General features: G+C 62.5%; 23 protein-coding genes. 16 read left to right on the plus strand and 7 right to left on the minus strand.

Going from position 1 to position 24,402, the window contains the following annotated elements; genetic code table 11:
* The first annotated feature begins 41 nt into the window (after positions 1-41).
* A complete protein-coding gene (locus AB4Y36_RS23760) occupies positions 42-1,316 on the plus strand; it encodes a divalent metal cation transporter (RefSeq protein WP_342948239.1) in 1,275 nt (424 codons plus the stop codon).
* Here AB4Y36_RS23760 and AB4Y36_RS23765 read toward each other — a convergent pair.
* Positions 1,302-1,457, minus strand: coding sequence for a hypothetical protein (locus AB4Y36_RS23765; protein ID WP_368617441.1), 156 nt, complete (start codon positions 1,455-1,457; stop codon positions 1,302-1,304). The genes AB4Y36_RS23760 and AB4Y36_RS23765 overlap by 15 nt on opposite strands.
* A gap of 368 nt (positions 1,458-1,825) precedes the next feature.
* Here AB4Y36_RS23765 and AB4Y36_RS23770 point away from each other — a divergent pair, with 368 nt between their 5' ends.
* Positions 1,826-2,038, plus strand: coding sequence for a hypothetical protein (locus AB4Y36_RS23770; protein WP_069262228.1), 213 nt, complete (start codon positions 1,826-1,828; stop codon positions 2,036-2,038).
* 162 nt (positions 2,039-2,200) lie between these two features.
* Here the strand turns inward: AB4Y36_RS23770 and AB4Y36_RS23775 are convergent, their stop codons facing one another.
* Positions 2,201-3,700, minus strand: coding sequence for an MFS transporter (locus AB4Y36_RS23775; RefSeq protein ID WP_069262227.1), 1,500 nt, complete (start codon positions 3,698-3,700; stop codon positions 2,201-2,203).
* 159 nt (positions 3,701-3,859) lie between these two features.
* On the opposite strand from AB4Y36_RS23775, the gene AB4Y36_RS23780 reads away from it, so the two are divergent.
* The gene (locus tag AB4Y36_RS23780) at positions 3,860-4,738 is read left to right on the plus strand and encodes a LysR family transcriptional regulator (RefSeq protein ID WP_368684269.1); all 879 of its coding nucleotides are present in this window, start codon (positions 3,860-3,862) and stop codon (positions 4,736-4,738) included.
* Between the two features lie 30 nt (positions 4,739-4,768).
* Here the strand turns inward: AB4Y36_RS23780 and AB4Y36_RS23785 are convergent, their stop codons facing one another.
* The 3 genes from AB4Y36_RS23785 to AB4Y36_RS23795 form a co-directional block, all read right to left on the minus strand.
* Positions 4,769-6,895, minus strand: coding sequence for a D-(-)-3-hydroxybutyrate oligomer hydrolase (locus tag AB4Y36_RS23785; protein WP_368684270.1), 2,127 nt, complete (start codon positions 6,893-6,895; stop codon positions 4,769-4,771).
* Between the two features lie 233 nt (positions 6,896-7,128).
* Positions 7,129-8,229 (minus strand): TAXI family TRAP transporter solute-binding subunit, encoded by a 1,101-nt coding sequence (locus tag AB4Y36_RS23790; RefSeq protein ID WP_342948236.1) that lies wholly within the window; start codon positions 8,227-8,229, stop codon positions 7,129-7,131.
* Positions 8,230-8,289: 60 nt separating this feature from the next.
* Positions 8,290-9,453, minus strand: a complete 1,164-nt coding sequence (locus AB4Y36_RS23795) for a hypothetical protein (protein WP_368684271.1) — start codon at positions 9,451-9,453, stop codon at positions 8,290-8,292.
* A gap of 918 nt (positions 9,454-10,371) precedes the next feature.
* Between AB4Y36_RS23795 and AB4Y36_RS23800 the strand changes: the two genes are divergently transcribed.
* The 5 genes from AB4Y36_RS23800 to AB4Y36_RS23820 all read left to right on the plus strand — a co-directional run bounded on the left by AB4Y36_RS23800 (position 10,372) and on the right by AB4Y36_RS23820 (position 14,331).
* Positions 10,372-12,105, plus strand: a complete 1,734-nt coding sequence (locus tag AB4Y36_RS23800; RefSeq protein ID WP_368684394.1) for a peptidase S10 — start codon at positions 10,372-10,374, stop codon at positions 12,103-12,105.
* A 123-nt stretch (positions 12,106-12,228) separates the two neighbouring features.
* Positions 12,229-12,588 (plus strand): 2-oxoglutarate dehydrogenase, encoded by a 360-nt coding sequence (locus tag AB4Y36_RS23805; protein ID WP_176732835.1) that lies wholly within the window; start codon positions 12,229-12,231, stop codon positions 12,586-12,588.
* A gap of 169 nt (positions 12,589-12,757) precedes the next feature.
* Positions 12,758-13,045, plus strand: a complete 288-nt coding sequence (locus AB4Y36_RS23810) for a hypothetical protein (protein ID WP_368684272.1) — start codon at positions 12,758-12,760, stop codon at positions 13,043-13,045.
* A gap of 222 nt (positions 13,046-13,267) precedes the next feature.
* Entirely contained in the window at positions 13,268-13,840 is a 573-nt protein-coding gene (locus AB4Y36_RS23815) for a hypothetical protein (RefSeq protein WP_368603237.1), read from the plus strand.
* Positions 13,841-14,097: 257 nt separating this feature from the next.
* Positions 14,098-14,331 (plus strand): hypothetical protein, encoded by a 234-nt coding sequence (locus AB4Y36_RS23820; RefSeq protein WP_069262219.1) that lies wholly within the window; start codon positions 14,098-14,100, stop codon positions 14,329-14,331.
* A gap of 292 nt (positions 14,332-14,623) precedes the next feature.
* Here AB4Y36_RS23820 and AB4Y36_RS23825 read toward each other — a convergent pair whose 3' ends face one another.
* Complete coding sequence (locus tag AB4Y36_RS23825) at positions 14,624-15,058, minus strand: winged helix-turn-helix transcriptional regulator (RefSeq protein ID WP_368684395.1); 435 nt, start codon at positions 15,056-15,058, stop codon at positions 14,624-14,626.
* A gap of 109 nt (positions 15,059-15,167) precedes the next feature.
* On the opposite strand from AB4Y36_RS23825, the gene AB4Y36_RS23830 reads away from it, so the two are divergent.
* The 8 genes from AB4Y36_RS23830 (at position 15,168) to AB4Y36_RS23865 (ending at position 23,475) form a co-directional block, all read left to right on the plus strand.
* Complete coding sequence (locus AB4Y36_RS23830; RefSeq protein WP_368684273.1) at positions 15,168-15,785, plus strand: FMN-dependent NADH-azoreductase; 618 nt, start codon at positions 15,168-15,170, stop codon at positions 15,783-15,785.
* Between the two features lie 4 nt (positions 15,786-15,789).
* A complete protein-coding gene (locus AB4Y36_RS23835) occupies positions 15,790-16,299 on the plus strand; it encodes an NAD(P)H-binding protein (RefSeq protein WP_368684274.1) in 510 nt (169 codons plus the stop codon).
* Positions 16,300-16,383: 84 nt separating this feature from the next.
* Entirely contained in the window at positions 16,384-17,295 is a 912-nt protein-coding gene (locus AB4Y36_RS23840; RefSeq protein ID WP_368684275.1) for an oxidoreductase, read from the plus strand.
* Positions 17,296-17,324: 29 nt separating this feature from the next.
* Positions 17,325-17,960, plus strand: a complete 636-nt coding sequence (locus tag AB4Y36_RS23845; protein WP_368684276.1) for a DsbA family oxidoreductase — start codon at positions 17,325-17,327, stop codon at positions 17,958-17,960.
* 580 nt (positions 17,961-18,540) lie between these two features.
* Positions 18,541-19,608, plus strand: coding sequence for a LacI family DNA-binding transcriptional regulator (locus AB4Y36_RS23850; RefSeq protein WP_069262218.1), 1,068 nt, complete (start codon positions 18,541-18,543; stop codon positions 19,606-19,608).
* A 72-nt stretch (positions 19,609-19,680) separates the two neighbouring features.
* Entirely contained in the window at positions 19,681-20,655 is a 975-nt protein-coding gene (locus AB4Y36_RS23855; protein WP_368684277.1) for a substrate-binding domain-containing protein, read from the plus strand.
* Positions 20,656-22,176 carry a sugar ABC transporter ATP-binding protein gene (locus AB4Y36_RS23860; RefSeq protein ID WP_368684278.1) on the plus strand — a complete coding sequence of 507 codons (1,521 nt, stop codon included), beginning with the start codon at positions 20,656-20,658 and terminating at the stop codon, positions 22,174-22,176.
* A gap of 24 nt (positions 22,177-22,200) precedes the next feature.
* On the plus strand, positions 22,201-23,475 hold the full coding sequence (locus tag AB4Y36_RS23865; protein ID WP_368684279.1) for an ABC transporter permease: 1,275 nt from the start codon (positions 22,201-22,203) through the stop codon (positions 23,473-23,475).
* Positions 23,476-23,536: 61 nt separating this feature from the next.
* Here the strand turns inward: AB4Y36_RS23865 and AB4Y36_RS23870 are convergent, their stop codons facing one another.
* The gene (locus AB4Y36_RS23870) at positions 23,537-23,878 is read right to left on the minus strand and encodes a BON domain-containing protein (RefSeq protein WP_256094495.1); all 342 of its coding nucleotides are present in this window, start codon (positions 23,876-23,878) and stop codon (positions 23,537-23,539) included.
* Positions 23,879-24,402: the final 524 nt, after the last annotated feature.

Here is a 24,402-nt window from a genome sequence, read left to right on the forward strand (position 1 = left end):
AATCGCCCGACAGATACTACAGGCGCATCCTTTCAGAACGCATGACTCGTCTCCCGACGCTCAAGCAAACCGTTTCGCGTGGACTGCGGGGGCTCGCCCTGTGGGGCCCAGGTCTGCTCGTGATGCTGGCCGACTGCGACGCCGGCAACGTCGTGACGGCCGCGCAGGCCGGCGCGCAAACGGGGCTGCGGCTCTTGCCCGTGCTGCTTGCGCTGGTCCCGCTGCTCTACATGGTTCAGGAGCTGACCGTGCGCCTGGGCATTTTCACCGGGCGCGGTTATGGCGAACTCATCCGCTCGCGCTTCGGACCGGTTTGGGCCGCGCTCGCCGCGGCCGGACTGGTCGTGGCCGTGCTGGGGTCGCTCGTGACGGAGTTCACGGGCGTTGCCGGCGTGGGGGAAATGTATGGCGTATCGCGTGCCGTCACGCTGCCGCTCGCCGTCATTCTGTTGACCGGTATCGTCGTTACGGGCTCGCACAAGCGCGTAGACCGGATCGCGATTGCCATCGGCGCGTTCGACCTGACGTTCTTTGCCGTCGCATGGAGTGCGCGTCACAAACTTCAGGTCATGGTCCCGCAAATGACTCATCTGGCAGCGGGCGGCCGCGAAGCCGGCTACCTGGCGGCGGCGCTCATTGGCGCGACGTTCAATCCGTGGATGGTGTTCTATCAGCAGGCGGCGGTCGCGGACAGCCTCACGGCGAAGGACTTCACGTCGGCCAGAGTCGAGACGGCGGTTGGCGCCGTCCTCACGCAATTGCTGACGGCAGCGGTGCTCGTCGCTGCGGCGGCTACGTTGTCGGCGCATGGCGAGCCGCGCTCCCTCGGCAGTATCGGCGAAATCAGCAATGCGCTCGTTGCGGTAACGGGCCCGTTTGCGGGGCGCCTGCTCTTTGGCGCAGGCGTGCTCGGTGCGGCGCTGGTGGCCGCCATCGTGAGTTCACTCGCGCTGGCATGGGGGCTCGGCGATGTATTCGGGTACCGGGCCTCGCTCGATGACCGTCCGGGCCGCGCGCCCTGGTTCTACGGCGCGTATGCGCTAGCCGTTGCAGGCAGTGCCTGGGCTGTCTGGCTCGCACCCGACCTCGTTTCCCTGAACGTTGCCGCGCAAGTGGTCAACACGTTGATGTTGCCGCTCGTGTTGGGGTTGCTCGTCGCCCTGAGCCTCACCGCGCTCCCTCAACGGTATCGGCCTCGCGGGCTTTATTTGTGGCTTGTGGTTTTCGTGGGTGCGGTCGTGTGTGCCGCGGGTGTGTGGGGCGCGGTGCAGGGTTTGCGTCCTTTACGCGCGATCCCTGACTTACAGATTCTTTAATAATGCGTAGTAGACGGCGGCGAATACCACGACGATGCCGATGTTCACGGCCAGCCGTAGCCAGAAGAGATTTTTCAGGAAAACCACATCCACGCCGACGATAACGGCTATCAACAACAAGATGTAAATCGCAACGTACACGTTTCTCATCGTTTCAATGGCCAGTCAAAAGATCCCGGTGGCCAACTGCCAGAAGTCAGGATACGCCGGGACCGCGCGCCTCACACATCGCATACGTTTTCATTCGTTTCACAGCCTGGTGCGGCGCATCAGCCGGGGTCGTCCCATGCTGCCGGACGCTGGTTTCCGGGTTTCTGTTGTTTTGTTGCTATCTTGCTGAAATCGATGTTGCGAAAGGCTTTTCTGGCTATAGTTAAAGTGCTTTCTCAAACACTTGATGCGACGCGGTAAGAATTGCGCCTTGCATCAAGAGCGTTCGGTTTGCGCAGGGCGTTTTCGCGGTTTCCGGCGAAAAGGCTGCAAAACCAACCGATCTCTGGGAGGACCAGATGAGACGCACGAAGACGCAGTCACTGCGTTATCAGGTCGAAAAATGGCTCGCACCGACTTCGCCGGTGCATGTCACCGCGTTTGGCCATACCCCTTCCGGCAGGGCACGCTATGTGTGCGTGGAGACGCGCCAGACAACGGGTTTTCACGCGCTGTTCTTCTTTCAGCACGACGACGGTTACTGGAATGTATTTCCTCCCGTGGGTGAATAGCCGCTGCAAGGAAGAAAATATAATCAGGCATCCAATATAAGCGAAAGCAGTTTCACTGCATCGCCTGCTACTGGCTCCAGCAGGGCACCTGCCTCACGTCCTGCGCGTTCGGCACCGTGCTCCGCGCAGATCGACTTCTGATAGCGAGGACTCCGGAGCAAATCACTGCGTATTGGTTTGTGTGCCGGTTTGTGTGCCGGGACCGTTTGCATGCGTGCGCCGATGCAGCGGTCCCAGCGCGGTGGAGAGCAGCGCGCAGGGCAGCAGGATCGCGACGAGTGCGAACATCGTCGTCTTGAACGCATGTGCGTAGTCGATCACACCGGGCGCCGCACCGAGCGTCGAGAAGAACAGGCCGCCTAGTGTGGCCGCGCCGACGGCGGCGCCGATCTGCAGCGTTGCCGTGACCATGCCCGAGGCGATGCCCGCGCGCTCGGGCTCCACTTCGGCCAGCACGATGCGCACGACGGAGGGCAAAACGAGCCCTTGGCCGATGCCGATCGCCGCGAGTCCGAGATAGAAACCGGCGCCGGGCTGTACCGCCCCCGCGAGCGCAGCCGCAATCGCGAGTCCGCCCGCGAGCATCACGAAGCCCAACGTCAGCACGCGATAGCCGCCGAACCGGTGCACGAGGCGCGGCATCAGCAGCGGGCTGGAAAGAAAGCCGATGCCGAACGGCAGGATCGCGAGTCCCGAAGCGAGCGGCGTCCAATGCAGGCCGCCTTGGAGATAAATACCGTAGGTCAGGAAGAACGCGCTCATCGTATAGAAGAGGAACGCCAGCACGAGACCGAGCGCGATGACCGGATTGCGGAAGAGGCGCACATCGAGCAGGGGATCCTTGCCGTTGGCGAGGCTGCGCCACTCGACGCGCAGCAGCAGACCGAGCATGGGCAGCGAGCCGGCGAGGCAGGCGAGCATCCACAGCGGCCAGCCCGACTCGCGTCCGCGCGTGAGCGGATAGACGAGCATCAGCAGAAACAGCGACAGCAGCAGGGTGCCCGGGACATCGATGCGCTTGCCGCGCGGCGGCCGGCTTTCCGGGATGAAGCGCCAGCTGCCGATGAGCGCGAACACGCCGATAGGCAGGTTGACGAGAAAGATCGCGCGCCATCCCAGACCGAACGGATGCAGGCTGATGAGCGCGCCGCCGCCAAGCTGGCCGATCACCGCGGCCACGCCGAAAACGAACGCGTAAAGCCCCATCACGCGCACCTGTTCGTGCGGCGTGAAAACGCTGCGGATCGTGGCGAGCACTTGCGGCGCGAGGGTCGCGGCGAACAGGCCTTGCAGGATGCGTCCGGCGACGAGTGCCGTGCCGCTGGTGGCCAGGCCGCAGAATGTGGAGGCGACGACGAAGCCCGCCATGCCCACCATGAAGATGCGCTTGCGGCCGTACAGGTCGCCGAGGCGCCCGCCCGTGATCAGCATGACGGCATTCGCGCACGCGTAGGCCGAGACGACCAGCTGGAGTTCGGACGCGTTCGCGCCGAGTCCGTCGCGGATGGCGGGCAGCGCGAGGTTCACGATGAAATAGTCGAGCGGCGGCAGAATCGCGCCCACCAGCAAAACGACCAGCGCCCAGCCGTGATGGCCGTGGCTGGTATCGGCTGCGGCGGCGCGAGGCGCCACGGCACAGGCGGCGTACGTATTGTCAGACATGAGTGTGCTCAGCGATAAAGGGCCGGATTTCGTCAGGCTGCACTATTCAGCACGCGCGCAGCGTGAGCGTCCAGTCGACATTCTGATCCACCTCGATCTGACGGAAAAGCGGGAATAGGTGGTACTATCCATCGAGTTATTCGATGGATGTTGAATGTCATGCGTGGCTTCGAATTCGACCAGTTGAAGACGTTCGCGGCTGTGGCGAACGTGGGCAGCCTTTCGGCGGCCTCGCCGTTGCTGCACCTTTCGCAATCCACGATCAGCGAGCAGGTGCGCAAGCTCGAAGCGCGCGCGGGCATGCCGCTTTTCGTGCGTAGCAAGCGCGGTGTGGAGCTCACGCCCGCGGGCACACGATTGCTCGACCATGCGCGGCGTCTCGTGGCGCTCAACGAAGCCGCTTTCGACGACGTGCGCGGCCAGGCCATCAAGGGCGAGTTGCGCGTCGCGATCACCGAGTACTTCCGCACGAACGAGGTGGCCGGTCTGCTCGTGCGGCTGCGCGACTGCTATCCGCAGCTGAGCTTGCACGTGAGCGCGATGAAGAGCGCCGATATCGAGCTCGCGTATGCGAAGCGGCAAATCGATCTCGGCGTGGTCATGCATCTGTCGCGCGGCCCGTTCCGACCCGCCGCCACCGACGCGGACGCGCGCTGGGAGTTGCTGCGCGAACCGCTCTATTGGGTCGCGTCGCCGACGCTCGCCGAGCTGTTGCCGCAAGCGTTGCCGCTCGTGCTGCTGCCGGGCGACTGCATGATGCACCAGGTCGCGGTGCGTTCGCTCGAAGAAAACGACATCCCGTACGTGCTCGTCCACAGCGCGTCGGGCGTGGCCGGGCTGCAGTCCATGCTGGCAGCCGGTCTGGGCGTGGGATGCCTGTGCGCATCGGCAATCGGGGAGGGTCTCACGCGGCTCGGCCCGAAGCACCGGCTGCCGGCCTTGCCCGACGCCGTGTTCTCGCTCCTGCCGCCGCATCCCGGCGAAGGGGACACCGTGACACAAGCGAGAGAAGTGCTGGCGCGGCAACTGCTGGTGTGATGCGCTCGCCGCGCCGGCGTGCTTCGCGACTCAATGCGGCACGTTCACGACGCCGTCGTTCGCGCGAATCGCGTTGCTGCCCGGATTCTCCACGATGGCCGGCAGGTTCGCGAGACCCAACGGCGGCGCGGCGCCCGGGTTGCCGCCGCGCGGGATCGTGCGTATGACCTGAGAAGGCGGCAGCGGCGTGCCATTCTTCAGGTGATTCCACATCAGATTGAGCGCCGCGATGTTGTAGTAGTGCACCGGCACGAAGTGCGTATCGAAGCCCGGCACGGCGAGGAATGCATCGAAGTGCTGCCCGTTCGTCACCTCGTACAGCGACAGGTGGCTGTGCGAACCTTCCCGTTCGCTGTTTGCCGCGAGATACGCGCGCGACGCATGATTGATCGGCACGAGCGCGTCGCTGCGGCCTTGTACGATGATTGCGGGCTTGCCATGCAGGTTCGCATGTACGCTGATCGCCTGGACGCTCTGGCGCATGCGCGGATCACCGTTCGTCCACAACGCGCGCAGACATGCCGCGCCCGCGAAGCTGGCGTCGGGCGTGGCCAGCCGATGGTCGGCGCCGCCAGGCGGCGTGACGTTGTAGACGAGATTGACGCCATTGGTCGGCGGCACGCCATTGCCCACGCCAAAGATGGTCAGCATTGGCGAGACGGCGGGCGCAACGCCCGCGGCGCCCGTCAATGCGTTCGTCGTGCCGAAGCTGAATCCGCACAGGTTGTCGAGCACGCTCGAGCGCGTGTAGGCATCGGCGTAGGTCACCGCAACAGCCGGCACGGCCTGTGAATCCCACATCGGCGCCTGCAGCAGATCGGAGTCCGCTTCATAGCCCGCTTCATGCAGGCGTTGGAGCGCGTCGTTCGCCTGCGCCTGCGTATCGCCGCCGTGGACGTAGCCTGCCGCCGCGAGCGAGGTGCAGCGCGCCTGGCGAATGACTGTCGTGGTCGCCACGGGCAGCGCGGTGAGATAGGGCGCGCCGGCGGCGGCGTCCGCGAGCGCGGCGCAGGGTTGCAGCAGGTTCGCGAGCGTCATGTAGTCGGCCAGCGGTTTGCCGGCCGCGGCAATGCGCTGCCCACCTTCCCTGACTTGCGCGTCACCGGGCATGCGCACATTGATCTGCGGTTCGCCGACCACGACCGCCGTGATCCACTTGCCCGTGTCCTCTTCGGCTGCCGCGAGCGATGCGCCGCCGCCGTTGCTCACGGAAGCCGCGATCGTCGTAATGTCGCCGGGCGCATAGCGCACGCCGCGATTCGACGCGTCGACGCGCGGCGCAAACTGCTGGTTGAGCACCCAGTACGCGAACTGGACCGCCTCGAGTGTGTCGCGGCCCCAGTCCGCTTCGGGGTTCAACTGCGAATGCGCGTGCTTGAACGCATAACGGTTCGGAAACTTCTGGTTGTAGGCGGCAAGCGCGCCCGCCGGCACGTCCGCGGTGAAAATACTCGTGCGCCCAGCCGTTGCTGCGTTGGCCGTGACGCCATCGATCAACGTCACGAGGCCGCTCATCAGTTCTTCTGCGCCGTTGCCCGTGCCCTTGTCGGTATAGGCGACCGCGCAGCCTCGCTTGAGTCCCCACTCGCCGGCCGCGGAGATCGCGCCGTACACGCCGCGCGAGCCCGACGACGTGGCGGTCACGATGCACGGGTTCGCCGGATCGAAGCTGGTCGGCACCTGCACGAGCAGGCTGACGTTCCGGCGGCCGCTGCCGTCGTCGGCAAACGCGAGATATTCGGTGCCGGCGATTTTGCCTTCGCCCAGTGTGTCGTTGCCGTACACATCGACATTGGGCCCCCAGAAGCGGCCATAACCGCCGTTCGCGCTCATATCGACGAGCGCCCGATAGTTCGACCAGATCGCGAGCCGGCGCAGTTCCGCTGCCGTCGGCGCCGAGTGGTCGGCGATGGCAGGCTGCGCCCCGGCGAGGCCGGTTTTGCCGAGACCGGCGGTCAACAGATCGTCGCTGACGCCATCGTAGCTCGTGGTTTGCAGACTGCTCGCCACCACGAACGACGGCAGCCGGTTGAATTCCGGGTGATGGGCGTCGTTTTCGGCAGCGTGTGCGCCGGGAACGAGCGCCGCACCTGCGATGGCGATCGCGGCACGCAGGTGCGCCGTTTTACGCCGGACTGTGAACGGGGTATCTCTCATGGGTGTCTCCTTGTTTGTTGTTAGGCTAGGACGCACTGCATCGGGAAGACCGTTTCGACGTGCCGGCATCACGGCACTCATGGACATTAGGACATCCTGAAAGCAGATACCAGGAGAGAATGCATGTGGCACAAGGGGATCGCCTTCCACGCCGTGCTGGCGTTTGAAGGGTCCACTTGTTTGCTGTTCACGCGCGTCGGGGGCCGCGTTCGGCTGGCGGATTCGTCGGGGGATTATTTGCAGAGCAGGAGCAGGCGCTCCTGATCCGGGCATGGCCGCCCGTCGACTTTTTGTGCGGCGGGAGCGCCTTGCGCCGCGGTCGAACCCGTGGCGGCCTGCATCGCGGCGCGATGCGCGAAACACGCCTTCAGGCGTCGCTCAACGGGCGGATAGTATTGCCAGCCTTTGCCGAGGCCCGGTAGATCGAGCTTGACCTGCTTCCATTTCGGATGGCCGTGCTCCTGCAGGTTGTCGAAGTTCGCGCAGAGCGAATCGGCAAAGCGCTTCAGGTTGCCGACCGTATCGCGCAGGTTGTAGTCATAGGTGACGAGAAAGGCCTTGACCGTCCATGTCGGCACGTCTTCCTTGAGCCAGTTCGGGTAGCTCGACACGTGAATCGTCGCGGGATAGTAGGTCTGCTTCGCGCGCGCCGTTTCCGGCGCGTTCGCATCGACGCGCAGGAAGCGGATCTGCTGCAGCAGTTCGGGGTTCATGTCGGTAAAGAGCTTGGCGGGTTGCCCGGCGACGATGATCGCAACGTCGATCTTCTTGACGATGAGCGCGGCGAGTGCGTCCTCGTTGCTCAGGTGCTGCGCGTTCTGCTCCGGAATCGGCTGGCCGAACATGAGGCGGTACAGCGTCGTCGCCGACTGCGCGGTGCCGCTGCCGATCAGCCCGACGCTCATTACCTTGTCCTTGATCTCGTTGATCGTCTTCATCGGCGAGTCGTTACGCACCACGAAGTAAATCTCCTCGTCGTAGAGCGGCATGATGAGCCGCAGCGGCCGTATCAGCGTGCCGGCCTCTTCGTTGCCGGAATTGGCCATGTCGACGTAGGCCTGATAGACGTCGGACTGCACGAGCGCGAGCTTCACGCCGGGCTCGAAACGCATGCGCTGCACGTTTTCGGCCGAGCCTTTCGATGGGATCACTTCGAGGTCGATGCCCGCCGGCTGCGCGACCCATTTCGCCAGGTCCTGGCCGATCTGAATGTACGTCCCGCGCTCCGGGCCGGTCACGATGCGGTAGTGCGCGTCGACCTCGGCGGCGACGGCGAGCACAGAGAAAAGCAGGGCGATCAGCGCCGCCACTCCCGCTAGAGTCGTTTTCAGCATGGTCTCTCTCCCGCCTTGTTTGCGATCTACGGCAGACTTCTATATGTTATGGAATCCTGTTCAATGTGCGGCGCCAGATGGCGCGGCGTGCTTCCAGCCGTTTTGCAGGATCGCCCGCTCCTGTGCGTCGACGCTGTTGTTGCCGCCGGCGGGACTGGCGGCCGTCGCGACATTCGCCGCGGTCGGGGCATTCGTCGCGTTCGCCGTGTTCGTCGCGCCGGGCAGCGGAGGCGGCGATGCGCCCGTATTCCAGTCCTGCGACGAGGGCAGCCGTACGGTGTTCGCGCCGTGCGGCAACGCCGCTGCCGCGTTCGTTTGCGGGGCGCCATTAGGTGGGCTGAGTGGCTTCCAGGCGGTCGATACGATGGCGCGCTCCATCAACGATTGCGCGACTTGACTGCTCGAATCGATCGCGAGCGCTTCCGAAGCCTGTTGTTGCACGCAGGCCCAGGCACGCTGCGCGACACAGCGGTCTGCGTTTTGCAACGCGCTATCGCGCCGTTGCTCGCGCGCGGCGATATCGTTTTGTAGCGCGCGTGCCTCCTCGTTGTCCCCGCCGCGCGCGAGCACGGCGTTGGCCGCAGTCTTCGCGTCGAACAGGTTGTTTTCCGCGAGGCTGTTGCGCGCGGCACGCAGAGCTTCGGCCGTGTCGGCGAATTGCGGCGCGGGGTGCGCGTTGCGCGGGGGGGATTGCGGATGCTCGCTGGTCTGCGTGCCGGCGGCAGGGGGCGTCTCGTTGGCCTGTTGCCCGGACGCATCAGTCGAAACCGATCCGCCCGATGAGTGCAGGGTCTCTTCGCTGGCGGTGGCCTCCCGCTGGCGGTTCGCACCGAGCAGCAGATACGTGCCGTACGCGAACGCAAGAATCAGTGCGAATACGAATAGACCCCTGGGGAAGATCCATTGCCCCATCTGCGAAAACCGCAACCCGTGTGGAAGCGCCAAGGCGTGCTGCGCGGCATGCGGGTAGCCGGTCTCCAGCGACGGCCCGTCGGATGCGGGTAAGCGCGCCTGCGCGAGCTTCGCGGCCGCGGGTGCGGGGGGCGCCGCGGCCGTGGCGCCGAGCGGTGTCAATGTGGCCTTCGGATGGGTGCCGAGCGAAACGGTGTCGAGTGGAAGATCTGTGCCGCAGTAAGGGCAGAATTCGAAGTTTTCGTACAGCAGTCCGCCGCAATGCTTGCACGCTGCGGGGAAATTCTGGTCGCGACCAATCTGAGCGGACATGATGTCGTCCCACCGTTATGGCGATGCCATTTCGGCATGCTCAGAATCGTCGTTGAAGCGATCGGCAAGGCGTCGCGGAACTCACGATCTGCATGCGCAGGAAAGCGACGGGGCCCGACCGAGCGCAGCCGTCTGGTCAAAATATGGTTGATTTCGCACAGCGCGTCAATCTCCGTTGTTGCCCGGCGCACATATGCGTGCTGGCTGCGTGCTGGTAAGGATTGCCTTGCGGAATTTTTTACCATGGTGGCGTTTTATTTATAAGAATAGCTAAATGAGCGGACGGCTTCTTAACCGTCACGCACTTCACCTGGAAGTATGGCCCCAATTGAATGGGTGACAGGCGCGCAAGCGATGGATTGCATTCATTCATACAATCCGTGGGCATTGTCGAGCATCCATTTCGCTCTTCGTTCGCGCTCGCGTGGCACCGAGATCTCGCATCGCCGACCCGCATGCACGCGGCCGTTTCGTGCTCGACGCAATTGCTGCGTGCGCAACGAATCAGCGCGCATAGGTTCAAGAACTATCCCTTGACAAAGTACTGCGGCGCCTCCTATTTTTCCTCTGCTATCTTTCATTACCAAATATTTCCAGCGAAATTCCGTCGGCGAAACTCAGTGGTTTCTCCCGATGCTTTATGGATTATTTAGGCATCCATAGTAAATAGATGTCGCTTAAATTGAATCGACTTTGTCAGGAATGGAAAGTTAAATGTCAGCCGCCTCGCGCAGGTAATTGTGTTTGAATTTCGGTGACTTTTTCAAGGCGTTATTACCGGCGACCGCGGCCCCCGCGTAGTGTGAAGTCATCATTCGAAGGGGTATAACAATGCATCCGGACAGTAAACCCAGTGTGGAGTTCAGCCGCAGTTGGTGCGAGCTGCGCCATGCAGGCGCAATCGCTATCGGCGTGTTGATGCTAGCGGCTTGCGGCGGTGGAGATAGCCCGACCTCGTCGGCCGCGAGCGCCATGAACCAGGTTTCGGCAAGCGCTAAAGCCGCCGTGCAAAATTCAAATTCGCCAAATGCCAACCAGCCTTATACCGACCCGATCGCCTATTCGCCGAACGCTACCGATGGCCTTGCCGCGTCGCAGGTCGCCGAAAAGGCCGCGATCATGCATTACCAGTGGACTTCGGGAAAAACGACCATCAACTACACGACGACAACGGGCCATTTGACGGCTTCGGACGCAAACGGCAATCCGGAGGCGACGATGTCGTATGTCGCCTATACCGCGCCGAGCACGAACGGTTCGCCGCGGCCCGTGACGTTCATCTATAACGGCGGGCCGGGTTCTTCGTCGATCTGGCTGCGTCTCGGCTCGTTTGCGCCAACGCGTGTCGCGACGCCCGATCCGCTGCTCACCAACTGGCCGAACTTTCCGCTCGTCAACAATGCGGAGAGCCTGATCGATACGACGGACATGGTGTTCATCGACCCACCGGGCACGGGGCTCTCGGAGGCCATTCTGCCGAACACGAACCAGAAGTTCTGGGGCTGCGATACGGACGTGGACGTGATGCGCGATTTCATCAAGCGCTATCTGGCCGTGAATAATCGTAGCAGTTCGCCGATCTATCTCTACGGCGAATCGTATGGCACGCCGCGCACCGACATGCTTGCGCTTGCACTCGAAGCGGCGGGCGTGCAGTTGACTGGCATCGTGCTTCAGTCGTCCATCCTGAACTACTTTGCCGATGCGATCGAGGCGACGGCCATCACGAATTCGACGGCTGGCCTGGTGCTCGATACCGACACACTCGCGGGCTATTACCCCGGCTATGCCGAGGTGGCCGCCTACTTCAACCTGGTTTCGCCGCCATTGATCGATCAAGGCCTCTTCGCGTTGCAGTCGGAGATCTTTGCGACGGGCCAGTACCAGCATTTCCGCAAATACGCGCAATCGTGGGTGCTGAGTCAACTCGGCATTCCCGACGCGCTCGGCAAGCCGGTCTTTCCGCCCGAGAAAACGCTGGATTCGTGGCGTTGGCCCTCGAGCCTCACCTTGCAGGCGCTCAATGGCTATTTCAACGTGAATCCGTTCAGTAACGAACTGATCCCGGGCACGACGATCGGTCGTTACGACGGACGCGTATCGCTGCCGAATTCGGATCCGCGCTTGCAGAGCGACGGCGACCCGTCGGACATCCTCATCTCGCAGCCGTTCACGACAGCACTCGCTACGCAAATGCCGGACTATCTCGGCTATACGGCGCCGAATGCGACGTACATGCCTCTGAACGACAACATCATCGGAGTCTGGGACTTCTCGCACGACGGTCAGCCGTTGCCCGATACGCTGCCCGACCTGCTCGGCGCGATCCAGCTCAATCCGCAATTGAAGGTGCTTGCGGAGAACGGCTATCACGATCTTGCTACGCCGTTCTTCAATACGGAGAAGCAGCTTGCGCGTCTGCAAACGGTGGCCGGTTTGAGCCCGAACCTGCAGGTCAACTTCTTCCAGGGTGGACACATGATCTATCTGGACGACGTGGCGCGCCCGAAGATGAAGGCCGATCTCGTGAGCTACTATGGTGGTCAACCCATACCATTGGCGCTTTCGCTCTGGACGCTTCCGCAGCCGTGGCCCGACGAGAGTCCCGCGGGTACGCCGACTTCCACGGCAGTCGCCGCAGCGGGCCAATAACCTGACAGGCCGGGGCCTTTCCTCGAGCGTCGATCATCGATAGCCGATTGAGGCCCGCTCCTCACACATTGAAGGCGAGCGATCATGTCTACATTCAAAAAGCTGTGGTGCATTGCGCCGTTCATGCTTGGCGCGGTTGCTGTGGTCACAACAGGCATTGCCCAGGCGGCAACGCAAGCGGTGGCGCCCGTTCAACTGCCGAAGGGCGGCCACGGTGTGGATGGCCCATTTTTCCCGACGAGCCGGCCAGCGCCGCTCACACCTTCCACCGGTACGCAATTGCAGCAGCAGGCGCAACAGCGGGTTGAGGCTCGCCTGGGTGCGAATACTGCATTGAACAACGGCGCTTCGATCACGAAAGCGCAGGCGCAAAGTAGCGGGCTGGGGTATATCTCGCAGCATTTCGATCAGATCGACACGGCGCATACAGGCAGGGTGTCGATGAGCGATGTGCGGCAATATCTGCAGAAACAGGGCCAATGAGGCCGCAAGTCTGTCGCACTGCATTGATCGGCGTCGTGAGCGTGCTGGCGGCCCGGGCGCCCCGGCCAGCTTCGCGCTCGACGCCGCTGCCATCGCGCTGCCTCAAGACGTGCCGCACTACAGGGTGGGAGACAACTTGCGAGCCGGCGCGCGCTATGAAGCGGACTGCATGGCCACCGCCCCTTCGGGCATGAGGGTGCAGCGCCGGGCCCAATGCGAAGTGGACGGCGTCGAGACGGTCAAGACGAAGGCGGGCGTTGTCTCCGCGATCAAGATCACGATGAGCGGCGTCTGGCAGCCGCAGTACGGCCCGGGCGGCGGCCCGATGGAGGAGACGCTCTGGTATGCCCCGAGCGTCAAGCGGGTAGTGCGCGAAGAATTTCAGGGCCGTCTGGCCGGAAGAGGCGCACCCGCAACGAACGCAATCGAACTGGTGCATTACGCAGTGAAGCTGTAATGCAGTGAGGCCGTAACGCCGTTCCCATCGAGTTTGTCTGCACACGAAATCTCCTGTTGCCTCGCTCTCTCCATCAAATGATGGAGGCGCAAGCGTGCGCGGTTCCATAGGCTTAGGAAGCGGAGCGCACACCGGCACGAGCCGGCGCCTCGCTCGACGCCTGCTTTTGGCCCGCTGCGCGTTATGAAGCCAGACGCCTGCTATGGTGACAAGGAGATGACCATGAAGATCAAGCATTCAAGCATTTTGTCGGCAACGGCCTTTGCACTGCTCTCGCTCAGTGGCGTCGCGCAGGCCGACGGGCGCCTTTGCTCGAACGCAACGCTAAGGGGAGCTTATGGATTTCACGGACATGGTGAGATCCTTGGCTTGCTGGATAGCAACAACAAGCTGCACCCGTTTGCCTCACCTTCGACACTCGATGACGTCGCCATCGTGACGTTCGACGGTTCGGGTAAATTCACCCGCACCGACTTCGGCATGATCAATGGCTTGCCGAAAGGCGGGCAGACCGCCTTCAACCCGTACCAGAGCGGCACCTACACGGTGAACTCCGATTGCACGGGGATCATGAAACAGGTCTATGGCAGCGGCGGACCGGTGCTGGCCGGCGTCGAGACCGACCTGCAGATCGTGGTTTCCGACGACGGGACACTCATCGAATCCGTTGTCTACAGGGCGTATTCGCCCGCGTCCGGTCCCACCGCCGACGGCACGACGTGTCCGCCCAACTGCGAACAAGGTGTGCAGGAACAATTCGAAGGAAAGAAGGTTCTCGTTTACGGCTTCCGTTAACCACGCCTCTCATTTTCGGGACGGCCGCGTTGCACGTATTCGTTTCGCGCAACGTGGTCTTTCCATTGCCGCAATGCTTCGTTCCTTTCCCCTTTGTATGGCGATATTCAGACGTGAAATTTCGCGCCGAATAAGCGCGAAAGCCACGGCATCGAATTAATTCGGCATATCCGGCGCATGCACAGCTTTGCGCGGCAGCAACGGGCCCGATGGTACGCTTGGGCTTCTCGAGATCATGTGGCTGGAGATTGCCTATCATGAAGCGCTTGTGCTGCGCAGCGTTCCTTGCCTTACTCGTTGCCGGTTGTGCTTCGCCGTCGCCGCCCGCCGCCGACACCACCACCTACATGCTGCACACCCCCGATGGCGCGAAGCCCGGTTCACCCACCTCGAAGCCGCCGAGGCTCACCGTGGGCGTTAGCGATCCCGACACCCAGTTGATTCTTCCGTGGTTTCTCAATGACATCATCAACTTCGTGAACTATCGCTAGCCTCATTCCAAAACACGTAGTGTCGCTCGGTCGTCGGGCGCCGGTCGGCCATGAAGCGTCATTGGTTTGCGTCGACGGCGAGACGTTGAGGCGTCCCGTTTGGCTCAGGGAACGGACACCCAGGTCAGGCTATGCGACTTTTCCGATCGGACGTGGCCGACTGTTGTTTGGATAGATCGGAAAATGCAGCGCCTTCTCACCCCACGAAAGATCCGCGTTGGGACCGGTCCCGCCGCGAGCCGTCAGTTGGATTTCGTCGCTGTGTTTGCACAAGCCTACAGCCTGGGCTCGTTTATCGACGCTGGTAGACAACGCCCTGAACCAAGACCTGATCTGGCTCCGGCTCCTCGTCAAAACGTTTATGCGCCTCGGCAATGGCGACTTGATTCTCGCTCGCCCAGTTGACCAGCGCCATGACAGGCTTCAACAGCGTTCTTCCCATGTCAGTGAGTTCGTAATCGACGCGCGGCGGAATCGTTGGATACATCGTTCGCGTTACCAGTCCGTCGCGTTCCAGTCCGCGCAAGGTCAGCGTCAGCATCCGCTGGGAAATGCCGTCGATGCCGCGTTTCAATTCGTTGAAGCGCCGCGGGCCAGTGGCCAGCATGGCGACAATGTAGAGGCTCCACTTGTCGCCGATGCGGTCCAGGATTTCACGGGTTGCCAGGCAGCCGCCAGCGTCAGGTGCAGGCATATCGGCAGGTAGCTCGGTGTGACTAAGTGACATGCGTGTGCCTTCTTGTGGGGAAACGGCGGGAACCATACCATCCTTCGTATGAATTGGTAAGTCAGAGTCAATATCTAACTTAGTTCTCATTTTATACCTAGGAGCCGTCATGAGCCACACCCTGCTTGTCACTTCCAGTCCGCGCGGGGCTGACAGCCTTTCCACCCGCTTTGCCACCGAAATTGCTGAAGGCATCCAGGCCCGCTCGGGCGGCCCGCTGACCGTGCGCGACCTCGCCGCGAATCCGCCGCCGCACATCGCACCGGCCTACATCCAAGGCCGGAGCACGTCGCCCGAAGATCGCACACCGGAACAGGTCGAGGCGGTGAAGGTCGCGCAAGAGTTGGTCGATGAGTTAGAGGTCGCCGATGTGATCGTGCTCGGTTCGGGCATGATCAACTTCGGTCTGCCCTCGCAGCTCAAGGCGTGGTTCGATCACGTCACCTGGCCGGGCGTCACCTTCGGGTACGGCGATGCTGGGCCGAAGGGGCTGCTGACCGGCAAAAAGGTCTATCTAGTTACCGCTACCGGCGGCGTGTTCTCGGAAGGTGCCTGGGCACCGTTCGACTTTCAGACCAACTATCTGCTGCACCTGTTCGGTTTCATCGGTCTGACCGACGTTGAAGTGGTGCGTGTCGAAGGCACGGTTTTCGACCCCGATGCGGCGAAGGCCGCAATCGCCAACACCGAAACGGCCATCAAAGCCTTGTTGGCGAAGGCTGCGTGACCTCATGGCCGGGGAAAAAACCATCGCGCTGTTCGGTGCGACCGGGCCGACCGGAAGGCACATCATCGAGGAAGCCTTGAAGCAGGGCTACAACCTGTCGGTCTATACGCGCGACGCAAAGAAACTCGCGTCGTTCGCGGGAAGGGTAGAAATCGTTGTCGGCGACCTGCAAGACCAGAGTGCCATTGCGAGGAGCGTTCAAGGTGCCGATGCAGTCATCAGTGCCCTTGGTCCCAACAGTCTCAAGGTGCAAGGCGATAAGCCGATCATGCACGGCTTGACCAACATCATCGCCGCGATGAAGCACGCAGGCGTGCGCCGTCTTATCCAGATTTCTACGGCTGCCTATCGTGATCCCAAGGATAGCTTTGCTTTCAAAACCCATGCGTTCGCGCTGTTGTTCAAGGTTATCGCGCGCAAGGGGTATGAGGACATCGAGGCGACTGGCGAATTGGTCGCCAATTCGGACCTGGACTGGGCTCTCCAGAGGCAATCTTGCGAAGTTCCTGGTTGACCAGGTGACCGACAGGAAGTTCGTGCGTGCCGCGCCAGGCATCGCTAACCATTAACGCAATAACGTCTCGACAAGGTTCACACCATGAGCGGATTCACCCATGCTGATGTACCCGATCAATCGGGAAAGACTTTTGTCGTCACTGGCGCCAACACCGGCATAGGCTTTGAAATAGCGAGTACGTTGGCGGCACGGCGAGCCAGGGTGCTTCTCGCGTGCCGTGACGAGTCGAAAGCGGAAGCGGCTATCAGCCGGATTCGTCTGAAGACCCCTGGAGCGAATCTCGCATTCCTGCCGCTTGACCTCGCAGATCTGACGAGCGTGCGGAACGCAGCAAAACTGGCCGAAAAGGAACCGCGCATCGACGCGCTCATCAATAATGCGGGCGTGCAAGGGCCGAAGCTAAAGCACACGGTGCAAGGCTTTGAGCAGACATTCGGCGTCAATCATCTTGGTAGCTTTGCGTTCACCGCGCTCATGTTGCCCAAGCTCACGAAAACATCCGGGTCGCGCATCGTTGTCACGAGCAGCGGCCTGCACAAGGACGCGAAGATCGAGTGGGACGATCTTGATGCGGAGAAGAGTTACAAGTGGATGCCTCGCTATGCAGCCAGCAAGCTTGCGAATCTGCTTTTTATCTTTGAGTTGGATCGGCGACTGCGTGCGGCGGGTATACCTGTTACGGCAGTGGCCTGCCACCCGGGCCTTGCTGGAACCAACCTTGCGCGCGATAGCTGGTGGGGCAACATCGCAATGTCATTGATCGGCCTGTTCTTCAATACGCCGGCTCAGGGCGCGTGGGGTGCATTGCAGGCGGCGACCGGACAAATAAAGTCCGGCGGCTATTACGGGCCGACGAGAACTTCTGAATTGCGAGGCCCCTCTGGTGAATGCACTCCGTCTCAGGACGCGCGGAATCCAGAACTCGCTAAACGACTGTGGGACGTATCGGTTCAACTGATCGGAATCAATGCCGAACTACCTTCAAATTCATAGCGCGAAGACCAGATCACGAGAGGATGGTTATGCAAATAGATCTCTATACTGAAATCACATGTCCGTGGTGCATCGTCGGGCATCACCGTCTCGATAAAGTGCTGGCGGAGCGTTTCCCCAACCTGGCCGTTGACATTCGGCAGCATCCAGTCCTGCTACTGCCAGATGCGCCGGCAGGCGGCCTCTATGTTCCCGACTTGCTGCGTTCGCGCTACGGCATAACCGATCCGAAGGTCGCCTTTGCTCGCCCCGAGGGAGAAGCTCGCGCTTCGGGCTTCGACCTGGATCTTGGCCGCCTACTCTGGACCTATCCGACTCAAGCTGCTCATGCGCTGATTCTGGCGGCCGCTGGGCGTAGCACGCAGCACAGGCTCGCAGTTGCAATCACCCATGCTTATTTCATCGCAGCGAAGAACATCGCCGATGCGGACGTGCTGGCCGACATCGCAGCCGACTACGGTTTCGACCGCGATCAGGCGCGTGCCATTGCACTTGAACCCAAACAGCACCGCCGCGTCGAGCAGGAAGCGGCCAAGTCGGCCGATGCCGGTGTCCGTTCGGTTCCTCACTTTGTCTTTGGGGGAAGCATTGCAATCAATGGGGGGCGCAGCGAAGACGAGATTGCTGCGGCAATACAAGCAGCTTCCGGCGCAATCTCTCTCTGACGCGGCTTCCTCAAATCCAATGACTCGGAACTCGGCGTACGCCAAGTCGATAAGGTCTGCGGCGCTGTTGACTGTGTTGGCCGATGCCCGACCAACAAGATCGGCCGTCGGATGACCGCAGTACCTCAAGAAGCGACGAAGGGACCGCGATCTGACGACCGACCGCAATGAACTCGGTCCGTTTTGATCGAATTTCCGCTTCCGATGAGGAGCCCTACCACGCGCATGCGCGTTGAGATGGGAGAAGGGCGTGGGGTGGGCAGCTTTGAGCCCGCCGGTCTTTCGGTTTCACACTGGATGCGTTACAAGACCGCGCTACACCCGCACGGGCGTCGGGCGAAACCGTTGCCAGACAAGGCTTTGGCGCCGTCTCGCTGATTGTTTATAGGCGACCTCTGAGCTTTCTCAACGACATCATCAACTTCGTGAATTACCGCTAGTCCTCGCGCGCGCTCCCCGGCGACCCGGAAAAACCCTCCCTTGAAGCCTGAAAATCCATTTCCTACTCTATGAAACGTTTCAGTTCGGACGGGTAACGGACGGATAACGCCGGCGCATCACCTCGGGCGGAAAGACCAGCATGGACGACCGCAAGAAAAGTGCCAGTACACTCAAGGACGTCGCGAATGCGGCGGGAGTCTCGCTGGGCACGGCGTCGAAGGTGCTCGCGGGTGCAGCAAACGTGAGCGAAGCGCGCCAGCGCCAGGTCTGGGAGGCGGCTCGCAAGCTCGGCTACCGGCGCAATAGTCTGGCCGCCGAACTGCGCAGTTGCCGCTCCACGTCGATTGGTTTTGTCGTGCCCGACCTGACCAATTCGTTCTTCATCGAACTCGTCTGCGCGCTCGAAGACCACGCGCTCGAATCCGGTTACCGGCTCATCCTCGCGCACGCCCAGGAGGACCCGGAGCGCGAAGCGGAGCGCATCCGCTTCGTTCTCTCGCGCCAGGTCGCGGGCATGATCATCATTCCGTGCCACGGCTACGAGCACGCAATCAGCGAACTGCGGGAATGCGACGTGCCGCTCGTGATGGCCGATCGCGTGGACAACAGTTTTCCCGCCAACACGGTCACGACCGACAGTCATCGTGCGGCGATGGACGGTACCGCGCATCTGATCGCGCTCGGTCACCGCCGCATCACGTTCATCGTCAATGCGCTCGATCTCGTGAACAGCCGCGAGCGGGCCCAGGGCTACCAGGACGCAATGCAGCGCGCCGGGTTGGCGCAGCACGCCAACGTCGTGGTGTGCGGCATGAGCGATACCGAAAGCCACGCGACGACGCTCGGCGTGCTCGCCGCGCGCGAACGCCCCACTGCGCTCTTCACAGGCGCGAACGTCGCGACGCTCGGCGCGCTGCGGGCGATCCGCGATGCGGGCCTGCAGCTGCCGGACGACATCTCGCTGCTTTCCTTCGACGACGCGCCGTGGATGTCGGTACTGCGCCCCGGCATCAGTTCGATTCGTCAGCCCGCCGAAGCGATTGCCCGCGGCATCTGGCATCTCCTGCACAAGCAGTTGCTGGGCGAGAGCCCGGAGATCGTGCACTTGCGCATGCGTGCCGACTTGCGCGTGCGCGACAGCACAGGCCCGGTGCGGTATGACGAATGGGGCGAAGCGGCGCGCGCCTCCGCCGCGCCGCCGCTATAACGTTTTATTTTTCGCAGCACCCGAGGCCGGCCGCACGCGCCGCCCGGTTCAGACAACAAAGGAGACAGGGCAATGGACAGTCAACGACGCATTCTGGTTGCGGCTCTGGTCGCCGTGCCGTTTGCCGGCGCAGCGGGTCTTCTCGGGACGCTCAGTGCGCCCGCGTTCGGGCAGCAGAAGAAATACCGCTTCGGCTTCTCGCAGGTGACCACGGTCGAGCCCTGGCGCGTGCAGTTCAACAAGGACATGAAAGCCGAAGCCGCGAAGCATCCCGAGGTCGATCTGATCATTGCCGACGCCGGCGACCGCACCGACAAGCAGAATGCGGACATGGAGAATTTCATTGCCCAGAAAATGGATGCGATCTTCATTTCGCCAAAGGAGTCGGCCGGGCTGACCGGCGTGGTGGAAAAGGCCTATAAGGCGGGCATTCCTGTGTTCGTGCTCGACCGCGAGGTGAACGGCGAATCCTATACGCAGTTCATCGGCGGCGACAACGTGCAGATCGGCCGCGAAGCCGGCGCATTCATCGTCAAGCTGATGGGCGGCCCGGGTCACGCGCAGGGCAATCTCGTCGAGGTCTGGGGCGGCTTCGGCGCGCAGCCGGCGCACGACCGCCACGACGGCGCGGCGAGCGTGATCGGCAAGGAGTCGGGCATCAAGCTCGTTGGCGAACGCGTGGACTGCGACTGGAAGCAGGACAAGGCGTACGAGTACATGAAGACGGTGTTGCGCGTGAATCCGAAAATCGATGTGGTGTACGGGCACAACGATCCGATGGCCTACGGCGCCTATCTCGCGGCCAAGGACGCGGGGCGCGACAAGAGCATCAAGTTCGTGGGCATCGACGGGTTGCCGCAGGAGGGCGCGACGTGGGTCTCGCAAGGCCTGCTTGCCGGCACGTTCATGTACCCCACGCCCGGCGCCGAAGGCATACGCCAGGCGCTCAAGCTCCTGCACGGCGAAAAGATCCCGAAGAAGGTGACGTTGCCGACCCAGGGTATCTTTGCGGACAACGCCAAGGCGTATATTGCTAGCCACTCCTGAATGAATGCCACCGCCACCGCGCCGCTCATCGAGGCGGCTGGCCTGTCGATTTCGTTCAACGGCAGCGCCGTGTTGTCGAGCGTCGACTTCGATGTCGTAGCGGGCGAGGTGCATGCGCTCGTCGGTGAGAACGGCGCGGGCAAGTCGAGCCTGATGAAGATGCTGGGCGGGCTCTATACGCCCGACAGCGGCACGATACGCGTGCGGGGCGTGCCCACGCGCCTCGCGAGCGTCAACGACGCGATCGATGCGGGGATCGCGGTCATTCATCAGGAGTTGAATCTCGTCGATACGCTTTCCGCCGTCGACAACATATTCCTTGGCAAGGAACCGCGCACGCGCTGGGGCTTTCCCGACGGGCGCGCCATGCGCGCGGCAGCGCGCAGCGTACTCGGCCAACTGGGCTTTCGCGCGAGTCCCGATACGCTGGTCGGCGCGCTGCGGGTGGGCGAAAAACAACTCGTGGAAATTGCCAAGTCGCTGGTGGCCGAAGCTCGGGTGCTGATCATGGACGAGCCGACCTCGGCGCTCTCCGACGCGGAGACCTCCGCACTCCTCGCGCTCACGCGGCAACTGCGCGAACGCGGCATGGGCATCGTGCTGATCAGCCACCGGCTGGGCGAAGTCTTCGCCGTGGCCGACCGCGTGACCGTGCTGCGTGACGGCCGGCGCATCTCGACGCTGCCGGTCGCGCAGGTGGAGTCCTCGACGGCACTCGTCTCGATGATGATCGGCAAGGACTTCGCGCCGCCAGAGCGCGGCGCGGACGAGGCGCCACGCGCTCGCAGCACGAGTGTGGAAGTGCGCAATCTGTCGCTGTGGGGACCGGCGCGCGCGATGGTGCGCGACGTGTCGTTCGCGGTGCGCGAGGGCGAAGTGTTCGGCCTCTCGGGTCTGCTCGGCGCGGGCAAGACCGAAGTGCTCGAAGCGATCTACGGGATTTCGGCCTACCAGCAGGAGGGCGCCATTGCCATTGCCGGGCGGAACCGGTCATTCAGGTCGCCGAACGAAGCCGCAGAATCGGGTCTTGCCTTCGTGACCGAAGACCGCAAGAAGGATGGCCTCGTGCTCGACCAGTCGCTCGAAGCGAATTTCGTGCTGCTGTCGTTGCCGCGCGTGCCCGGCTTTCCGTTCTACCGGCGGCGCAGGCTGTGCGGCTGGGCCGCCGAACAGGCGCGGGCCTCGCGGGTCAAGCATCGCAGCCTCGCGCAAAGCGCCAGTAGCTTGTCGGGCGGCAATCAGCAGAAGCTCATTATCGGCAAATGGCTGATGACGAAGCCGCGCATCCTGCTGCTCGACGAACCGACGCGCGGCGTCGACGTCGCCGCCAAAGCGGAGATCTACCGCCAGATACTCGACGCGGCGCGCTCGGGCGTGACGGTGCTGATCGCCAGTTCGGAAATCGACGAATTGACCTTGTTGTGCGACCGCATTCTCGTGCTGTGCGAAGGGCGCGCCAAACAGATCGTACCGCGCAGCGATTTTTCCGGCGACCTGCTGATCAATCTTGCTTCGCCATGAATCGATACTGACTGGAGACTGACCATGCTGCATGTGCAGGACCATGTCGCCGAGCCGGACGCGCCCACGCGCAGGCGTCAAATCAGCACGCTCATGACGCACCTGAAGTACTATCTGGGGCTGATCCTGTTGCTCGTGGTGGGCGCGTTCACTTCGCCTCACTCGACCGATGGCAGCAACATCTTTCTTTCCAGCGCCAATATCTCCGACGTGTTTCGCGAGGTCGCCAACGTCGGGGTGATGTCGATCGGCATGACGCTCGTGATCATCACCGCGGGTATCGATCTTTCCGTCGGCGCGATCATGGGCCTCGGCAGCGTGCTGACCGCCATGCTGCTGACTACCGAGGGATGGAACCGGGCGACTTACGCCTCGCTCGTGCTCAATGCGATTGCCGTGTTCTCGATCGTGTTCATCGTGCTCGGAGCATGGCGCAGGCCGCTGCGTTCGCATCGCGCGCATATGGGCGCCACACGCGCGGTGCGCGGCGGCATTGCGCTGCTGTGCGCGGCGCTGGCGTGCCTGTATATCGCGTTGCACGCGGCGCACCGCATGCCGCTCGCCGGCGTGCTCTGGATCGTGCCGCTTGCGGGCTTCACGGTAGGCAGCATCAACGGCTGGATCATCACGCGCGGGCGCATGCAACCGTTCATCGTCACGCTCGCGGCGATGGTCGGCGTGCTCGGCGCCGCGCGGCTGATCGCCGGGCAGGACACCGCCGTCTATTCGATTTATAGCGGAACGAATGCGACCGCCGAAATCGAGAATCTGCGCGCGCTGCTGTTCAATCTGATTCCCGTGCCTGCGCTTTTCTTTCTCGTGATCGCGCTCGTCTTCAGCTTCGTGATGAACCGCACGGTGTTCGGCAAATATCTGTACGCGATAGGCGGCAACGAGAAATGCGCCGTGGTTTCAGGGCTCGACGTCAACCGCTACAAGCTGATGGCCTACGCCATTTCCGGCCTGCTCTCGGCGCTCGTTGGTGTGCTCTATGCGGCGCAGTACCGCCAGGGGAAGGCCGATGCCGGAACCGGCTGGGAACTCGATGCGATTGCGGCCGTTGTGATTGGCGGCACGAGCCTGGCCGGCGGAGTCGGACGGATATCGGGCACCGTGGCGGGCGTCCTCATATTCGGCTTCCTCGGCAACATCCTGTTGCTCAACGATATCGACAGCAATACGCAGCTAGTCCTCAAAGGCCTGATCATCGTGATTGCCGTGTTTCTGCAGCAGACCGACTATGGGCGCGGCGGCTGGATCAAACGGATCAGACACAGCATCGCGCAGCGCGATCGATAAAGAACGGCGCGCGGACGAGAAGCGCGCCGTCCGCGCGGCGATGCATTCGATCGCATTGACCTCAGCGTCCACGCGCAAGCCAACTGTCCACCGATTGCACGCCCTCGACCGAAGCCGCGCTGCGCTCGGCCAGCGCGACCTGTTCGTGCGCGTCGACCCATCCGAGCAGCGTGACGGTGCCCCCGCGAGCAAAGACAAAGATATGAGAAGTGTTGACGCCATTACGCGCAAAAGCGACCCGGACGTTGTGCGCGAGTTGCGGGTTGCTCGCGCCTGAGTCGGTTTGAGCCTGTGCGGCCGGCACCATGGCGCTGGAAATCAGCAATGCGAGCGTGGAAGTGATGATGGCTTTCACGATACCTCCTTGCAGTGTGGCAAAAATGCCGGTCACATCCGGCAGCAAGTCTTCCGGTCCTTCTTCAACGCAGGGCCGCGGAAGTCAGAGGGCAAACCAGCCCGCGCAGTGCGCGGTGCAATGGTCACCGCAAGGACGCGTCAGGGGTTCCGCCAGCCGGGCATGGAACGGCAGCGCCGTCGCCCGGCGAAAGTTGCGATGGTGCGTGCTGGTGCATTGCGTTCGGACGGGACGTCGCGCGCGACGTGGCGGGGAACAGCGGGAGTCGAGGCGCGGGGAATTGCGTGGCGCGATGGTCTAAAGCCGGAAAGCCCGCGGGATTGATTCAACGCCCGCGCTGAATGTGCTTACCGGAGAATCTCGACTCGTTGCCCGGCAGGGTATACCTTGATCATAGTCGCTATTGCCCAGGCCTGCTGGTGACAGCGCTATCAGCAGATTTGCAACGCTGCGGACGCAACAGGCAAGAAACTCTCGTGTCGCCGTTGCAACTTCACAACGTCAGAGCGTCGCTTTTGAAAGCGCTGTCAAGCGCGATTTGGCCGAAGTAGCACAGCTGTTCGGTACATTTC

The sequence above is a fragment of the Paraburkholderia sp. BR10936 genome (genome assembly GCF_040965735.1).
In the GTDB taxonomy this organism is placed as follows: domain Bacteria; phylum Pseudomonadota; class Gammaproteobacteria; order Burkholderiales; family Burkholderiaceae; genus Paraburkholderia; species Paraburkholderia nodosa_A.

Coding starts and splice junctions, on each gene's coding strand:
- AB4Y36_RS23760 (WP_342948239.1), top strand. CDS start 42: ATGACTCGTCTCCCGACGCTCAAGCAAACCGTTTCGCGTGGACTGCGG.
- AB4Y36_RS23770 (WP_069262228.1), top strand. CDS start 1,826: ATGAGACGCACGAAGACGCAGTCACTGCGTTATCAGGTCGAAAAATGG.
- AB4Y36_RS23775 (WP_069262227.1), bottom strand. CDS start 3,700: ATGTCTGACAATACGTACGCCGCCTGTGCCGTGGCGCCTCGCGCCGCC.
- AB4Y36_RS23780 (WP_368684269.1), top strand. CDS start 3,860: ATGCGTGGCTTCGAATTCGACCAGTTGAAGACGTTCGCGGCTGTGGCG.
- AB4Y36_RS23785 (WP_368684270.1), bottom strand. CDS start 6,895: ATGAGAGATACCCCGTTCACAGTCCGGCGTAAAACGGCGCACCTGCGT.
- AB4Y36_RS23790 (WP_342948236.1), bottom strand. CDS start 8,229: ATGCTGAAAACGACTCTAGCGGGAGTGGCGGCGCTGATCGCCCTGCTT.
- AB4Y36_RS23795 (WP_368684271.1), bottom strand. CDS start 9,453: ATGTCCGCTCAGATTGGTCGCGACCAGAATTTCCCCGCAGCGTGCAAG.
- AB4Y36_RS23800 (WP_368684394.1), top strand. CDS start 10,372: ATGCTAGCGGCTTGCGGCGGTGGAGATAGCCCGACCTCGTCGGCCGCG.
- AB4Y36_RS23805 (WP_176732835.1), top strand. CDS start 12,229: ATGCTTGGCGCGGTTGCTGTGGTCACAACAGGCATTGCCCAGGCGGCA.
- AB4Y36_RS23810 (WP_368684272.1), top strand. CDS start 12,758: ATGGCCACCGCCCCTTCGGGCATGAGGGTGCAGCGCCGGGCCCAATGC.
- AB4Y36_RS23815 (WP_368603237.1), top strand. CDS start 13,268: ATGAAGATCAAGCATTCAAGCATTTTGTCGGCAACGGCCTTTGCACTG.
- AB4Y36_RS23820 (WP_069262219.1), top strand. CDS start 14,098: ATGAAGCGCTTGTGCTGCGCAGCGTTCCTTGCCTTACTCGTTGCCGGT.
- AB4Y36_RS23825 (WP_368684395.1), bottom strand. CDS start 15,058: ATGTCACTTAGTCACACCGAGCTACCTGCCGATATGCCTGCACCTGAC.
- AB4Y36_RS23830 (WP_368684273.1), top strand. CDS start 15,168: ATGAGCCACACCCTGCTTGTCACTTCCAGTCCGCGCGGGGCTGACAGC.
- AB4Y36_RS23835 (WP_368684274.1), top strand. CDS start 15,790: ATGGCCGGGGAAAAAACCATCGCGCTGTTCGGTGCGACCGGGCCGACC.
- AB4Y36_RS23840 (WP_368684275.1), top strand. CDS start 16,384: ATGAGCGGATTCACCCATGCTGATGTACCCGATCAATCGGGAAAGACT.
- AB4Y36_RS23845 (WP_368684276.1), top strand. CDS start 17,325: ATGCAAATAGATCTCTATACTGAAATCACATGTCCGTGGTGCATCGTC.
- AB4Y36_RS23850 (WP_069262218.1), top strand. CDS start 18,541: ATGGACGACCGCAAGAAAAGTGCCAGTACACTCAAGGACGTCGCGAAT.
- AB4Y36_RS23855 (WP_368684277.1), top strand. CDS start 19,681: ATGGACAGTCAACGACGCATTCTGGTTGCGGCTCTGGTCGCCGTGCCG.
- AB4Y36_RS23860 (WP_368684278.1), top strand. CDS start 20,656: ATGAATGCCACCGCCACCGCGCCGCTCATCGAGGCGGCTGGCCTGTCG.
- AB4Y36_RS23865 (WP_368684279.1), top strand. CDS start 22,201: ATGCTGCATGTGCAGGACCATGTCGCCGAGCCGGACGCGCCCACGCGC.